Consider the following 14133-nt stretch of genomic DNA (forward strand, 5'->3'; position numbering starts at 1 on the left):
CGGCGGCCCGCTAGTGTGTGCTCGGAGAACCTGGGAGGGAATCTGAATGCGCACGTGGGCTGAGCGACGCCTCGACGTCGTGGGATCTATTTTTGCGGTGGCCTTTGTCGTGTTGTCGGTGACACCGTCGCTGTTGCCTCGACCGGCATGGGGTCAAGGTCTGGTCACCGGACTCGCCTTCACCGTGGGGTATGGCGTGGGAGTTCTGTTGTGGCGCACCCTCCGGCTCCTCACGCGCGGCCGTCCGCGGTGGGATGCCAGCGCACCGGCGTGGATCGTCACACTGGCGACCGTTGCGGTGCTCGCTGCAGTCACTCCGCTCGCCGTGTCATGGCAGAACTCGATTCGGGAGGCTGTCGGCGTCCCTGACGCGGACGGGCTACATGCCCTCGGACTCGCCGTGGGTGCCGGTTTGGGGCTGTGGCTTGGATTCGCGATCGGTCGAGGCATTCGGCGATTGCACAATTCGTTGCGCCCACGTGTGTCCGGCATCATGACGAAGGCTCTGCGCCGCGAATCAGGACCACGGCCCATGGCGCTGAGCCTTACCGCAGGTGTCGCGACTGCCGTAGGGACGCTCCTCATTGTTGCGGTGTCGATGTCCGTGCTCACCGTGCTTCTCAACTGGGCGTATGGGCACCGCAACGGCCAGTACGACCCGGCGTTCGCCCAGCCCACTTCGACACTGCGTTCAGGAAGCCCCGACAGCCTCGTGTCGTGGGACACCATTGGGCAAGCCGGAGTGAAGATTGTGGGTGACGGACCCACCGCAGCCACGATCAGCGCCGTCACCGGTATTGAGGCGGAGGAGCCGATTCGCGTGTACGTGGGCGTCGAATCGGCACCCACCCTCGAGGAGCGCGCGCAATTGGTGGTTGCAGAGCTTGAGCGCACCGGCGCCGCAGCGCGAGAGCACCTTCTCGTGGCAGGCACGACCGGCACTGGGTGGCTTGATCCTGCCGCCATCGACGGATTCGAGTATCTCCACGCGGGAGACACGGCGTTGGTCTCGCTCCAGTACGGTGCAACACCAAGCCCGGTGTCGGCCATCCTTACTCCCGACGTCTCGCAAGAAGGCACGGCTGCTCTCTTCGACGCCGTGCACGGATGGTGGAGTGAGCTTCCGGAAGCTGACCGCCCAGAGCTGACGGTCTACGGCCTCAGTTTGGGGTCCTTCGGCATGAATGCAGCGTTTGACAGCGAAGACGAATTGCTTGCCAACACCCAGGGTGCGGTTCTCGCAGGCACGCCTAGCTTCACGCCACTGTGGAGTGAGATTCAGGACTCACGTGATCCCGGCAGCCCCTACGCCTTGCCAGTGAAGGACGAAGGCCAGCACGTTCGCTGGGGTGACGACTGGGGCGTACTGACCTCGCTCGATGTCGCTTGGGACGACACCAAGGTCGCCTATCTCCAGCACGGTAACGACCCGATCGTCTGGATTGGACCGTCCGTGATCTGGAGCGAGCCCGAATGGCTGAAGGACGGCCAGCGCTCTGACCAGTTGAGCGACGATATGTTCTGGATCTTTGGCGTTACGGCATTCCAAGGAGTTGTCGATCTGGTGCTCAGCCAGAACGTGCCCGAGGACGCCGGGCACAAGTACGGAAACCTCGCTCTCGACGGCCTGCACCAGGTCAGCGGCGACGCCGACCTGTCGGACGAGGCCCTCGAGAATATTCGCACCATCATCGCCACCTACGACACGTACTCGCTCGTCACTAACTAAGCCCTGGCATCGGCCCGCTTGTAGGCATAGCCTGGGAACAGCGGGCCGATCGGCCGCGCGGAAACTGAGAGGAGAGAAGCCATGACTGAAGAGCACTCCACTGAGACCCGGCGGTACAAGTTCGAGCAGATTAGACACAAGGAACTTGCTCGGGGAGCGTCGGAAGACGAGGCCACGCGCATCGCATCTGAGACGGTCGACAAGGTGTTAGCCCAGGAAGCGAAGGAACAGTAGACTCCCCAATGTGAGTGACTCCCCAGCGCCCGGCACTGCGCCGGCACCGTCTGCGGCGATCTGGACACTTCCGAACGTTATTTCGTTCATCCGGATTCTGCTGATCGGGGTGTTTGGGGCACTGTTCTTTGCGGCTCAAGATGGTTGGGCCATTGTGGTCCTTGTGGCTGCAGGTTTCAGCGACTTTCTCGACGGGTTTCTTGCACGCCGATGGAATCAGGTCACCCGATTGGGCCGCCTCCTCGATCCCGCAGCAGACCGCCTTCTCACCATCGTCGTGGTGCTGGGGTTGGCCGTGCGCGACATCATTCCGTGGTGGCTGGTGATCATCTTGCTGGTCCGCGACGTGATGGTTGGCACGGCGCTGCTGTATGGCAAGTTGCGCCGGACACGAAGCCCGCAGGTGTCGTATGTGGGTAAGGCCGCCACCTTCTGCCTCTATATCTTCCTGCCGTTGGCGTATGTGGCATACGACCGCTGGGACGGCATCCACGCTGTCGCCATCGGGGGAGCGGTCTTCGCTGCAATTCTGTACTGGATCAGCGGCCTTGGGTATGTGCGAGACATTCATACACGCGCGAACCAAAAGGCCAGCATGAAGGCCTCAAAGAGCCCTACACTGGAACCCACAGATGACGACCGCAAGGAGGCGCCATGACGTATGACGAGAGTCCAGTAGAACGGACCATGTCTTTGGACGCGCAGCCACCGGCTGATGACGTCTCCCACCGCCTGTCCGCACAGGACGATGCCGCGGTCGGCGCTCTCGACGAGAACTGCGCGCTGCTGATCGTGCATCACGGCCCCAACCAGGGCGCTCGATTCCTGCTGGATGTCGAAGTGACCACCGCGGGGCGCTCGGTCAAGGGCGATATTTTCCTCGACGACGTGACCGTGAGCCGCGAGCACGTGCAGTTCATTCGCGACGGCAAGGACTTCTTTGTCCGCGACGCGGGCTCGCTCAATGGCACGTATGTCAATCGCGAGATCGTCTCGGAAGCCAAGCTCAACGCTGGCGACGAGGTGCAGATCGGCAAGTACCGCATGACCTTCCACCCAGGCGCTGCTAGCTAAGTCAATGTCCTCTGTGAGCGCCGCGCGCGATTTTCAGCCGCAGCGCCCCGAGCCGGACAGTACTGACACACCGGCCCAGGGCGCGTGGCCTCACGCGCTTTCCCACGAGCCGATGCTCCGTGTCAGCGACGTACTCGCACAGGTTACTCAGGAGTTCCCTGCGCTCACGCCTTCCAAATTGCGATTCTTGGACTCGAACGGCTTGGTCTCGCCACATCGGACCTCGTCGGGATACCGCCAGTACTCGCCCGCAGATGTGGAACGCGTGCGCTTTGTCCTCCGCCAGCAGCGCGACTACTACCGACCCCTGTCCGTGATCCGGGAGTATCTCGACGGACTCGATGCGGGACGGCTACATGAGCCCGTAGCTCCTTACGAGATCGCGCAGCGTGACTCCCTCCTGACCGCCGAGCGCTTTGCCGAGGCCGCCTCCGTTGATGTTGGCGTGCTGGAGACCCTCGAAAGCGCCGGAATCGTGGCGCAATCCCAGCCCGGCCTTTACGAGAGGGCCGATGTTGATCTTGTGGTCGCAGCGGCGGGCTACCTTGACGCCGGGGGAGACGTCCGCGCCTTGAAGCTCTTGCACCGGGCCGCCGACAGGGAGGCGCAAGCTGCACGGGATGGCTCCGTGGGCGCGCGTTCGCGTTCTCAAGATGCTCAGGCCGATGCTTTGGTCACCGCCCGTGTCAACGCTGCGGTCGCGATGTTTTCTGCTTGTGTTCACAAGGATGTCGACCGATAACAGGAGTGTGACAACTCGCAGACGCGCCGCGTGGTGCGTTGACCGGATTCAGCCCCGGCCGTAGGTTTGATCACACCGAAGGCACAACCAGGAGGGGACGATGGCGCAGACAGGTAGTCACGACATGAGTGCCGTGCAAGACCAGGGCATTCTGTTTGACGACGGCCTGACGCATCTTGATGCGAATGCCGGCTATCGCGGCCCCACCGCATGCAAGGCTGCGGGGATCACGTATCGTCAGCTCGATTACTGGGCTCGCACGGGACTTGTTGAGCCTACGGTCCGTGAGGCCACCGGCTCCGGAACGCAGCGCCTTTATGGTTTCCGCGACATTTTGGTATTGCGCGTTGTCAAGCGGCTCCTGGACTCCGGCGTATCGCTGCAGCAGATTCGCACCGCTGTGGATGCGCTCCGTGAACGAGGCGTTGAAGACCTGTCCCGTATTACGTTGATGTCTGATGGCGCCTCGGTGTACGAGTGCACCTCAGATGACGAGGTCATTGACCTGGTCCAGGGTGGCCAGGGAGTGTTCGGTATCGCGCTTGGCAAGGTCTGGCGCGAACTTGAAGGCTCGCTGTCGGAGCTTCCAGCAGACAAGGGCGAAGCCGTCGCACCGGTGGATGCCGGTCAGACTGACGAGCTTGCCGCTCGCCGCGCAAAGCGCACGCACGCCTCTTAAACTCGCAGCGGGTTCACGTCCACGGCGGTGTCAGCCAGGTTGCCGTGAACCTGGCAAACTTGAAACACCGTCGAAGGGATCTGAATTGTTCTCCAAGGTGCTTGTCGCCAACCGTGCCGAGATCGCTGTTCGCGCATTTCGTGCCTCCTTTGAACTAGGGGCGCGCACGGTCGCTGTCTTCCCCTATGAAGACCGCATGTCCGAGCACCGCGTCAAGGCGGACGAGGCATACCTGATTGGTGAAGAAGGACACCCCGTCAAGGCGTACCTCGACATCGACGAGATTGTTCGCGTCGCCAAGCACTCTGGTGCCGATGCCATCTATCCCGGTTACGGCTTCCTGTCGGAGAACGTTGACCTCGCGCGCCGGTGCGCGGACGAGGGGTTGACGTTTGTTGGCCCTCCTCCAGAGGTGCTGGCACAGGCAGGCGACAAGGTTGCCGCCCTCAAGGCCGCCAAGGAGGCGGGCGTTCCCGTTCTGGACTCGTCTGAGCCGTCGCAAGACACCGATGAACTCATCGAAGCCGCTGACCAGATCGGCTTCCCCATCTTTGTGAAGGCCGTCGCCGGTGGTGGCGGTCGTGGCATGCGCCGCGTTGAGAAGCGGGAAGACCTCCCCGAGTCCCTCGCCGCAGCAATGCGCGAGGCCGAGAATGCCTTTGGCGACTCGACAGTGTTCCTTGAGCAGGCGGTCCTTGGACCGCGCCACATCGAGGTCCAGATCCTCGCCGACGGCGACGGAAATGTGGTGCACCTCTATGAGCGCGACTGCTCCGTACAGCGCCGCCACCAAAAGGTGATCGAGATCGCGCCCGCTCCCAACCTGGATCCCGAGATTCGCGAGGCTCTTTGCGCAGATGCAGTGAAGTTCGCCGAGTCCTTGGGCTATGTGAACGCGGGCACTGTCGAGTTCCTCGTCGCTACCGAAGGCGAGCGCGCCGGTGAGCACGTCTTCATTGAGATGAACCCGCGCATCCAGGTCGAGCACACGGTGACAGAAGAGGTCACCGACATCGACATCGTGAGTGCTCAGATGCGCATCGCAGCGGGGGAGACCCTCGAGCAGATCGGCATCCGCCAAGAAGACGTCCGCACCAACGGTTTCGCTGTGCAGACGCGCATCACCACAGAGGACCCGACCAACGGCTTTGTCCCTGACACCGGACGCATCGTGGCCTACCGTTCGCCGGGTGGCGCAGGCGTGCGTCTAGATGGTGCGACCGGTATGGCTGGAAACACGGTGACGGGTCACTTCGATTCGATGCTGGTGAAGCTGACGTGCCGAGGCTCCGACTTCGACGCTGCCGTCCGCCGCGCTTCGCGTGCCCTCGCGGAGTTCCGCATCCGCGGCGTGACCAACAACATTCGCTTCCTGCGCGCCGTCCTTGACGATGAGGCCTTCCGTAGCGGGGGAGTGACGACTGCGTTCATCGACCAGCGTCCTGAGCTCCTCGAGGTGCCCGAGTCGACTGAGCGGTCAACGAAGTTGCTGACCTTCCTGGGCCACACGACTGTGAACCGTCCCAACGGTGAACCCGCGCGCTCCGTCCTCAACCCGAGGACAAAGTTGCCCGCAATCGACCTGGACTCGCCCGTGCCCGATGGCACGCGTCAGCAGTTGCTCGAGCTGGGCCCTGAGGGGTTTGCCTCCGCTTTGCGCGAAGACAAGCGATTGCGTCTCACTGACACGACCATGCGCGACGCCCACCAGTCGCTCTTGGCGACTCGAGTGCGCACCTTCGAACTGCTCGGTGCTGCCGGCCACACTGCACGAATGGCACCAGACCTCTTCTCTCTTGAGTGCTGGGGCGGTGCCACCTACGACGTGGCGATGCGCTTCCTGTCCGAGGACCCCTGGCAGCGCCTGGCTGACCTCCGTGAGGCTGTTCCCAACATTGCCCTGCAGATGCTTTTGCGGGGACGGAACACGGTCGGCTACACGCCGTACCCGGATGAGGTTGCACACGCATTCGTCGAGGAGGCGACCGAAACCGGAATCGACATCTTCCGCATCTTCGATGCGCTCAACGATGTTGAGCAGATGCGTCCCGCGATCGAGGCCGTCCGTGCGACGGGGCAATCCGTTGCTGAGGCGACGCTGTGCTACACGGGCAACCTCATCTCGCCGGATGAGGACCTTTACACGCTCGACTACTACCTCAAGCTGGCCGACAGTTTGGTGGAAGCCGGCGCGCACATCCTGGCCGTCAAGGACATGGCCGGTCTGCTGCGTCCCGCATCGGCGTTTGTCCTGGTAGATGCCCTTCGCAAGCGCTTTGACGTGCCAGTGCACTTGCACACGCACGACACCACCGGGGGACAGGTCGCTACGTTGTTGGCGGCCGCTGAAGCCGGCGTGGACGCCGTGGATGTCGCCAATGCGGCGATGGCCGGAACCACCTCGCAGCCCCCGATGGCCGCCCTGATTGCCGCGATGGAGTACACCGCACGCCAGACCGAGATCCCATTGGAAGCGACGCAGGATCTTGAGCCTTACTGGGAGTCGGTGCGCAAGCTGTATGCCCCGTTTGAGTCGGGCCTGCCCGGACCAACCGGGCGCGTGTACCGCCACGAGATCCCCGGCGGGCAGCTGTCCAATCTGCGCCAGCAGGCTATCTCGCTGGGCTTGGCGGACAAGTTCGAGCAGATCGAAGACATGTACGCGGCTGCGGACAAGATTCTGGGCCGGCTCGTCAAGGTCACGCCGTCGTCGAAGGTCGTCGGCGACCTTGCTCTGCATCTGGTTGCCAACGACGCAGACCCTGCCGAGTTCGAAGAGAACCCGCAGGCATTTGACCTCCCAGACTCGGTCATCGGCTTCCTGCAAGGTGAACTTGGCGTGCCGCCGGCCGGTTGGCCCGAGCCGTTCCGCACCAAGGCCCTTGAGGGCCGTAGCGAATCCAAGCCCCGCGCCGAGCTGAGCGAGGATGACAAGGTGGCCCTGGCATCGGCCGGACGCGAGCGTCAGCGCAAGCTCAATCACCTGCTGTTCCCGGCCCCCGCCCGCGAGTTCGACGTCTCGGTCGAGCAATACGGCAACGTCTCGGTCGTCGACACCTTCCACTACCTGTACGGCCTCACGGTGGGCAGTGGGGAAGAAGTCATGGTCGAACTCGACGAGGGAGTCCAGGTGCTGGTTTCGCTTGAGGCTCTTGGCGAGCCCGATGACCACGGCGAGCGCACCGCGATGTTCAACTACAACGGTCAGCTGCGACCGGTGCAGATTCGGGATGAGTCCGCGGCCGTCGATGTCGTGGAGCGCGAAAAGGCAGACAAGTCTCAGGCTGGACATGTGGCCTCGCCGTTCTCCGGATCTGTCACCACGTCAGTCGAGGAAGGCTCCCAGGTCGACGCCGGGCAGACTGTGGCCGTGATCGAAGCGATGAAGATGGAGTCGGCGATCACCGCTCCGGTGGCAGGCACCGTGTCGCGTGTTGTCGTGGCGGGGCCCGAAGCGTTGACCGGGGGAGACCTCATTCTCGTCATCGAGAACTAGCAGACTCGTAGTCGGCGACACGCAACGAAGGCAGCGTCGGTGTGTGTCGCCGACTTCTCTGTTTTCGAGGCAGTTTGTGAACTATTCATGATCGCGGGGACTATAGTCCCTGGAAATTCCGCGCCGGGCGAGAGATGCTAGAAGCATCATCTCCAAGGAGGAATCGTCATGAAGGTTCTGGTTGCCACTGGCTCCAAGTACGGCTCAACCCGCGAGGTTGGCGAGGCTATCGGTGCCGAACTGACCCAGCGCGGCTTCGACGTTGACGTGGCAGAAGCCGCCGACGTCAAGGGCGTTCACTTCTATGACGCATTCGTTATTGGCTCGGCCGTCTACGGTGGCCTGTGGCGACGGGACGCATCGGCGCTTGTTAGTGACAACGCCGAGGAACTTCGCCGTCGCGACGTATGGCTCTTCTCAGTGGGCATGTCCTCGGTGAAGACGCCAGGACAGCAAGCCACCGAGGCCAAGGAGTTGGCTTCGCTCGTCAATGCGCGCGAGTACCGCCTCTTCGACGGCGCACTCGACTACGACCGCCTGAACATGGGGGAGAAGGCGATCATCCGTGCACTCAACCCTCCCAAGGGCGACTTCCGAGACTTCGCGGCTATCCGCGATTGGGCAGGCAGTGTCGCGACCGAGCTGAGGACGGTCGCGGCTCTCTAGCTGCTTGTTTTCGGCCCCGCCGGCCCTCACCTGTGCAACGACGCCTCAACCACAACGGTCCGCCACAAAGATGGTGCGTGTGTGCCTAAGTGACGTGTGTGGCGTGCACTTGGTGCGCGCAACCTCCATCCGTCACACGCGTGCGGCAGGCCTGGTTTGAGGCGCGCCGGGTGAGGGGCGGTGGACTCCTTATACATTCGCCACTCCAACGCTAACTGACATAATGCACATTATCGGCGTTATGGGGCGCGTGGGGCATGATCGGTCTGTCAGTTAGTCAGTCAGTCAGCCGCGGGGTCGGCCACCTAAGGCGTCCCGCACCATAAGGACCGTTGCCTATACGTGACTCAGGCGCTCCGTGCAGGATTGCGTTCGGACCCAGCGCAACGAGCCGGATCACCTCGAAGAACCAGTGAGCATGGCCCAGCGCCGTGCGAGTAGTTCGTAAGATAGACATCCGTCCATGCCAACTCACGCGATTCGAACACCCCGCGGACCCTCGTCCTATCCACCGAGTTGACATAAGGTTGAACTCAACCGCCGGCACTCAACGCCTTAGCTCAGTCGCCTGGCCATTCGCCGGTTGCCCGCTGGAAGGCCCGCGCACCTCCGCGCGCGACAAGCGTTCGCACCACGGCGAAGATCGCGCCCTGAAGTGCCGCAGCCGCGACGATCTCCTTGAGTGGATAGCCGGTCTCGAGGCTTCCAGGTGGTTCATGCTCAGGTCCAGGGGCAGCTTTCTTCCACACCTGGTCGAAAATCTTGCCTGCAATTGCTCCTGCGATGAGGCTTCCCGCGAGTCCTACTGGCTTGTACAGCACCTTTGCCGATGTGCTTCCGGACTTCTCTACCTTGGTCATGGTCACTCCTTCTCGCTTTGGTTGTCGTCCTCGACCGCGGTCTCTTCTGCGCCGTGCGTGAGGCGGATCTGGCGCCCCTTCACAACGTCCTCGTGCATCTTCTTGTCGGCTTTATCGATCTTGGCGGTGTCCCGTAGCGGCAATTGAATGTGTTCCTCTGCGGCAATCCCGGCCTGGAGTTCGCGCCCCCGCTCCAGTTCGGCATCCAGTTCAGCTCCGAACAACAGCGCGAGGTTTGTGATCCACAACCACAGGAGGAACACGATTGCGCCTGCCAGAGCCCCATACGTTTGCTCATAACTCGAGAAGTTGGCGACGTAGAAGCCAAAGCCAGCCGAGGCCAGAATCCACACCGCAAGGGCAACGCCTGCACCTGTGCTCATCCAGCGAAACTTTGGTTGCTTGATGTTGGGGGTCGCCCAGTACAGAATCGCCACCATCATGACCACGACAAGGAGCATGACGGGCCACTTCGCGATCTCCCACACGGTGACGGCGGTTGAGCCCAGGCCCATTACGCTACCGATGGCCTCAACGACGGGACCTGTGAGCACCAGACCAAGCAATACGAGTGCAGCCAGCGTTACCAAGATGGCGGTGACAAGCAACATCACGGGACGGAACTTCCACACCGGACGTCCCTCCCGCACGCCGTACATGCGGTTCATGGCGCGTCCGAACGCGCTCGTGTAACCAGACGCTGACCACAGGGCGATCACCACGCTGACGACAAGCGCCAAGCCCGCAGACGGGGCGTTTGCAAGCTGGGTAATGATCGGCTCAAGTGTGTCGGCGACCGAACTGCCTCCCAGATCGGTGACGATCTGCAGCATGGTGTCGACGGTCTGTTCGCTCTCCCCCGTGAGGCCAATGATGGCCAACAGGGCAATGAGGGCCGGGAAGAGCGCCAACACTGCGTAATAAGTGAGCGCAGCGGCAATATCGGTGGCCTCGTCTTTGCTGAACTCCCGCACGGTTTTTCCCAACACGTAACCCCAAGAAGGCTTGGTCAAGTCCGTGGGTGAGTGCGGCTTCGATTGAATTCGCGTGGGCTCTTGCGATTCAGCGCTCACGGCTTCCTTCCCTGCGCGATGACGAATGCGATTACGCTCAGTGCTACCCCCCCGGCCGCGACGCTGATTTCTCGTGGGTGGCGAGTTACCAGGTGTTTCGTTCGCATTTGTGCGTTCTGCATCCAATCGGCGGCTCGGCTCTTCACATCGAGCCGAGTTCCGAGCTCTTCGAGCGTGGCTTCAAGACTCTCTCGCGTCTGCTCTAGGTCACGTTCGATTTGATGTGCGCTACGGGGGTCGGGCTCAGGGCTAGTGCTATCGCTCATCAGTGAGCCTCCTTCACCGTATCGATGTCACGCTTGACGTTTTCTTGCGACCTCTCCAGTGGCGGGGTTGCGTCGTCTACCTTCTTCTTACCCAGGACCGCAGCAACCCCAGCGATGGCGAACAGGGCGACTGCGATGATCAGCGCGGCAAGCCAAGTGTCGATTACGACTGCCAGGCCTGCGATGCCTGCAACGACCAAAGCTACGCCGCCGTACACGGCCATCACGCCTGCTACGCCAAACATGCCCGCACCAATCTTGGCGCTGTCAATGCTCTGCTGGATCTCCTTCTTGGCAAGAGCGATCTCGTCTTTCACCAAGGAGTTGGCATCGGCCAGTGCGCGGGCGACGAGTTGAGGCGCCGAGCGGTCGTCCGGCGCTGGAGTCTTTCCGAAGCGGGAGGTCATATTCCACCCCCCGAGCCGGCACCGCCTTGCTCCGTCGCGCTATCGGTGCCCGTAGCCTTGTCGACCAGCTCATCCGCCTTGCGTCCTACAGTGCGCTTGGCTTCTTCGGTGCGTCGCTGGACTCGAGGGTTGCCCTTGATGGATTCAACCTGTGCAACGAACCTTTCGTAGGGTTCCCTGCCGGCTCGAGAGCCCAAAAGGAACCCGACTCCACCTGCAATCAACCATGAAACTTTGCTCATGCTGCATCCTCCTCAAACTGGGAACCGCGGGAGAGTGAATCGTGTCTCCCACGCTGTGTTCCACGAACGGGTGAAAGTGCCTGTGCATAGAGTCATCGTGACCCTGTAGGACCCGTGTGCGCGTGAAGCGCCACCTGGGTATCCACGGTGGTAAACCGTGCCCGCGTCGGCAACATTCCCCTGTGACGCGCAGAGCGGTGCAACGCATCCGCGCTCCGCCCCGCGTTCCAGGCGCGGGTGAGCGGGGAACCCTTGTCCGGGTTGAGGGCTAGTCGAGGTAGGCCTTGAGGTGTTCTCCAGTAAGGGTTGCAGCTTGGCGGACCAGCGCGGCAGGTGCGCCCTCGAACACGACCTGGCCGCCGTCGTGGCCAGCGCCTGGTCCCATGTCAATGATCCAGTCGGCGTGAGCCATCACAGCCTGATGGTGCTCGATGACGATGACCGTCTTGCCAGAGTCCACCAGTCGGTCAAGTAGCCCCAGGAGGTTCTCAACATCGGCAAGGTGAAGACCTGTGGTGGGTTCATCGAGGACGTAGGTATCGCCCTTTTCGGTCATGCGCGCAGCGAGTTTGAGGCGTTGACGCTCTCCCCCTGACAGCGTTGTGAGGGGCTGACCGAGCTTGACATAACCCAAGCCCACATCCTTGAGGCGCGCAAGAATCTTGTGTGCAGCTGGAGTCCGCGCGTCGCCACCTCCAAAGAAACCCTCGGCCTGGGAAACGGACATCCCAAGCACCTGAGCAATGTTCTTCTCGCCCAGCGTGTGCTCGAGCACTGAGGCCTGAAAGCGCTCCCCCTGGCATTCTTCGCACACCGTCTCGATGGAGTCGAATGGCCCAAGGTCCGTCACGACCACGCCCGCCCCCTTACACACAGGGCACGCTCCTTCGGAGTTCGAGCTAAACAGCGCAGGCTTCACTCCATTGGCCTTCGCGAAGGCCTTGCGGATGGGGTCAAGAAGTCCCGTGTACGTGGCAGGGCTGGACCGTCGAGATCCGCGGATTGGACTTTGATCCACAGCGATCACGCCCTCGCGTGGTGTCACCGATCCGTGGATAAGGGATGACTTTCCGGAACCGGCTACGCCGGTGACGACGACCAGGACCCCCGTCGGAATGTCGACGTCAACAGAGCGAAGGTTGTGAGCATCGGCCCCACGAATCTCAATCGAGCCCGAAGGCTGGCGCCCTGTCTCCTTCAACGAAGCGCGGTCATGGAGGTGCCGGCCGGTGACGGTGTCCGCGTGCGCGAGCTCCGCCGGGGTGCCCTCAAACACCACTTCTCCCCCGTCGCGTCCGGCCCCAGGTCCCATGTCCACCACGCGATCCCCGATCGCAATGGTCTCCGGCTTGTGCTCCACCACGAGCACGGTGTTGCCCTTGTCCCGCAACTGTACGAGCAAGTGGTTCATGCGCTGGATGTCATGCGGGTGCAGGCCCACAGTGGGTTCATCGAACACGTACGTGACGTCCGTGAGCGCAGAACCCAAGTGGCGAATCATCTTGGTGCGCTGGGATTCACCGCCGGACAACGTGCCTGTGGGTCGTTCCAGTGACAGATAGCCCAGGCCGATGTCCACGAACGACCGCAACACAGCGCGAATCCCGTCTACCAGCGGACCTGCTTGCGGCAGCGAGATGTCATCGAACCAGTCAGCGAGGTCGGTAATCTGCAGGCGGCACAGCTCAGCGATGGACCGGCCCTGGACCAGTGACGACCGCGCGGTCTCGTTGAGTCGCGTCCCGTCGCACTCGGGGCACGTCTGGAACGTCACCGCCCGCTCCACGAAGGCCCGGATGTGCGACTGCATGGACTCTTTGTCCTTGCTCAGCATCGACTTCTGGATACGAGGAATGAGCCCCTCGTACGTCATGTTCATGTTCGAAGCCTTGATCTTGATGGGCTCCTTGTACAAGAAGTCCTCGCGCTCCCGCTTGGTGTAGTCCCTGATCTTCTTGTCCGCGTCGAGGAACCCTGACTCGGCAAAGATCTTCACGTACCAGCCGTCCGCCGTGTACCCGGGCACCGTAATGGCACCCTCCACGAGCGACTTGTTCTCGTCAAACACTTGGGCCAGATCGATGTCGGAGACGGTTCCCATGCCCTCACAGCGGGAGCATTGGCCGCCCTGGATCGAGAAGGACCGCACCTCTTTCTTCTCCCCGTGAGCGGTATCGAGCTTGACTGCGCCCTGACCCGAGATGGATGCGACATTGAAGGAATACGCCTGCGGGGACCCAATGCGAGGCTCGGCTACGCGTGAGAACAGCATGCGCAGCATGGCGTTGGCATCCGTCGCGGTGCCGACCGTCGAGCGCGCATTGGCGCCCATCCGCTCCTGATCAACCATGATGGCCGTCGTGAGCCCCTCGAGGGAGTCCACGTCGGGGCGATTGAGTGACGGCATGAAACCTTGCACGAATGCCGGATAGGTCTCGTCGATGAGGCGCCGTGACTCTGCTGCCACCGTGCCGAATACCAGGGAACTCTTCCCCGATCCCGACACCCCTGTGAACACGGTCAGCTGGCGCTTATGGATGTCGACCGAGACATCCTTCAGGTTGTTTTCCCGTGCCCCGCGCACCTGAATTGCCTCGTGTGACTGCTCTGTCGCCATGTCCGCTCCCCGTAGTTTCTTGGCCCTGTCGGCAAGTATGACGCAGTC

14 protein-coding genes are annotated in these 14133 nt (G+C 62.2%); 8 read left to right on the forward strand and 6 right to left on the reverse strand.

Going from position 1 to position 14133, the window contains the following annotated elements; translation table 11 throughout:
- Nucleotides 1-46 precede the first annotated feature (46 nt).
- The 8 genes from AOP74_RS09295 (at nucleotide 47) to AOP74_RS09325 (ending at nucleotide 8620) form a co-directional block, all read left to right on the forward strand.
- A complete protein-coding gene (locus tag AOP74_RS09295) occupies nucleotides 47-1729 on the forward strand; it encodes an alpha/beta-hydrolase family protein (protein ID WP_061962106.1) in 1683 nt (560 codons plus the stop codon).
- An 81-nt stretch (nucleotides 1730-1810) separates the two neighbouring features.
- On the forward strand, nucleotides 1811-1963 hold the full coding sequence (locus AOP74_RS12240) for a hypothetical protein (RefSeq protein ID WP_160297477.1): 153 nt from the start codon (nucleotides 1811-1813) through the stop codon (nucleotides 1961-1963).
- Nucleotides 1964-1973: 10 nt separating this feature from the next.
- Nucleotides 1974-2621, forward strand: coding sequence for a CDP-alcohol phosphatidyltransferase family protein (locus tag AOP74_RS09300; RefSeq protein WP_061962107.1), 648 nt, complete (start codon nucleotides 1974-1976; stop codon nucleotides 2619-2621).
- The gene (locus AOP74_RS09305; RefSeq protein ID WP_061962108.1) at nucleotides 2618-3037 is read left to right on the forward strand and encodes an FHA domain-containing protein; all 420 of its coding nucleotides are present in this window, start codon (nucleotides 2618-2620) and stop codon (nucleotides 3035-3037) included. The genes AOP74_RS09300 and AOP74_RS09305 overlap by 4 nt, the downstream gene beginning before the upstream one ends.
- Nucleotides 3038-3149: 112 nt before the next feature.
- Nucleotides 3150-3779, forward strand: coding sequence for a transcriptional regulator FtsR (ftsR, locus tag AOP74_RS09310; protein ID WP_061962109.1), 630 nt, complete (start codon nucleotides 3150-3152; stop codon nucleotides 3777-3779).
- A gap of 100 nt (nucleotides 3780-3879) precedes the next feature.
- Nucleotides 3880-4458, forward strand: coding sequence for a MerR family transcriptional regulator (locus AOP74_RS09315; RefSeq protein WP_061962110.1), 579 nt, complete (start codon nucleotides 3880-3882; stop codon nucleotides 4456-4458).
- 85 nt (nucleotides 4459-4543) lie between these two features.
- Nucleotides 4544-7954, forward strand: coding sequence for a pyruvate carboxylase (locus AOP74_RS09320; RefSeq protein ID WP_061962111.1), 3411 nt, complete (start codon nucleotides 4544-4546; stop codon nucleotides 7952-7954).
- A gap of 168 nt (nucleotides 7955-8122) precedes the next feature.
- A complete protein-coding gene (locus AOP74_RS09325) occupies nucleotides 8123-8620 on the forward strand; it encodes a flavodoxin domain-containing protein (protein WP_061962112.1) in 498 nt (165 codons plus the stop codon).
- A 560-nt stretch (nucleotides 8621-9180) separates the two neighbouring features.
- Here the strand turns inward: AOP74_RS09325 and AOP74_RS09330 are convergent.
- The 6 genes from AOP74_RS09330 to AOP74_RS09355 form a co-directional block, all read right to left on the reverse strand.
- Entirely contained in the window at nucleotides 9181-9480 is a 300-nt protein-coding gene (locus AOP74_RS09330) for a DUF4235 domain-containing protein (protein ID WP_061962113.1), read from the reverse strand.
- A 2-nt stretch (nucleotides 9481-9482) separates the two neighbouring features.
- Nucleotides 9483-10553 carry a YihY/virulence factor BrkB family protein gene (locus tag AOP74_RS09335; protein ID WP_061962114.1) on the reverse strand — a complete coding sequence of 357 codons (1071 nt, stop codon included), beginning with the start codon at nucleotides 10551-10553 and terminating at the stop codon, nucleotides 9483-9485.
- Nucleotides 10550-10819, reverse strand: a complete 270-nt coding sequence (locus tag AOP74_RS12440; protein ID WP_061962115.1) for a DUF3618 domain-containing protein — start codon at nucleotides 10817-10819, stop codon at nucleotides 10550-10552. Before AOP74_RS12440 ends, AOP74_RS09335 begins: the two co-directional genes overlap by 4 nt.
- A complete protein-coding gene (locus AOP74_RS09345) occupies nucleotides 10819-11226 on the reverse strand; it encodes a phage holin family protein (protein WP_061962116.1) in 408 nt (135 codons plus the stop codon). Before AOP74_RS09345 ends, AOP74_RS12440 begins: the two co-directional genes overlap by 1 nt.
- On the reverse strand, nucleotides 11223-11468 hold the full coding sequence (locus AOP74_RS09350) for a hypothetical protein (protein ID WP_061962117.1): 246 nt from the start codon (nucleotides 11466-11468) through the stop codon (nucleotides 11223-11225). Before AOP74_RS09350 ends, AOP74_RS09345 begins: the two co-directional genes overlap by 4 nt.
- A gap of 268 nt (nucleotides 11469-11736) precedes the next feature.
- A complete protein-coding gene (locus tag AOP74_RS09355) occupies nucleotides 11737-14085 on the reverse strand; it encodes an ATP-binding cassette domain-containing protein (RefSeq protein WP_061962118.1) in 2349 nt (782 codons plus the stop codon).
- Between the last annotated feature and the right edge of the window lie 48 nt (nucleotides 14086-14133).

It is taken from the genome of Demequina flava (assembly GCF_000975035.1).
Lineage (GTDB): Bacteria > Actinomycetota > Actinomycetes > Actinomycetales > Demequinaceae > Demequina > Demequina flava.

What these genes read in the sequence shown, in the direction of transcription:
- AOP74_RS09295 (WP_061962106.1), top strand. Translation starts at nt 47, where the DNA reads ATGCGCACGTGGGCTGAGCGACGCCTCGACGTCGTGGGATCTATTTTT.
- AOP74_RS12240 (WP_160297477.1), top strand. Translation starts at nt 1,811, where the DNA reads ATGACTGAAGAGCACTCCACTGAGACCCGGCGGTACAAGTTCGAGCAG.
- AOP74_RS09305 (WP_061962108.1), top strand. Translation starts at nt 2,618, where the DNA reads ATGACGTATGACGAGAGTCCAGTAGAACGGACCATGTCTTTGGACGCG.
- ftsR (WP_061962109.1), top strand. Translation starts at nt 3,150, where the DNA reads ATGCTCCGTGTCAGCGACGTACTCGCACAGGTTACTCAGGAGTTCCCT.
- AOP74_RS09315 (WP_061962110.1), top strand. Translation starts at nt 3,880, where the DNA reads ATGGCGCAGACAGGTAGTCACGACATGAGTGCCGTGCAAGACCAGGGC.
- AOP74_RS09325 (WP_061962112.1), top strand. Translation starts at nt 8,123, where the DNA reads ATGAAGGTTCTGGTTGCCACTGGCTCCAAGTACGGCTCAACCCGCGAG.
- AOP74_RS09330 (WP_061962113.1), bottom strand. Translation starts at nt 9,480, where the DNA reads ATGACCAAGGTAGAGAAGTCCGGAAGCACATCGGCAAAGGTGCTGTAC.
- AOP74_RS12440 (WP_061962115.1), bottom strand. Translation starts at nt 10,819, where the DNA reads ATGAGCGATAGCACTAGCCCTGAGCCCGACCCCCGTAGCGCACATCAA.
- AOP74_RS09345 (WP_061962116.1), bottom strand. Translation starts at nt 11,226, where the DNA reads ATGACCTCCCGCTTCGGAAAGACTCCAGCGCCGGACGACCGCTCGGCG.
- AOP74_RS09350 (WP_061962117.1), bottom strand. Translation starts at nt 11,468, where the DNA reads ATGAGCAAAGTTTCATGGTTGATTGCAGGTGGAGTCGGGTTCCTTTTG.
- AOP74_RS09355 (WP_061962118.1), bottom strand. Translation starts at nt 14,085, where the DNA reads ATGGCGACAGAGCAGTCACACGAGGCAATTCAGGTGCGCGGGGCACGG.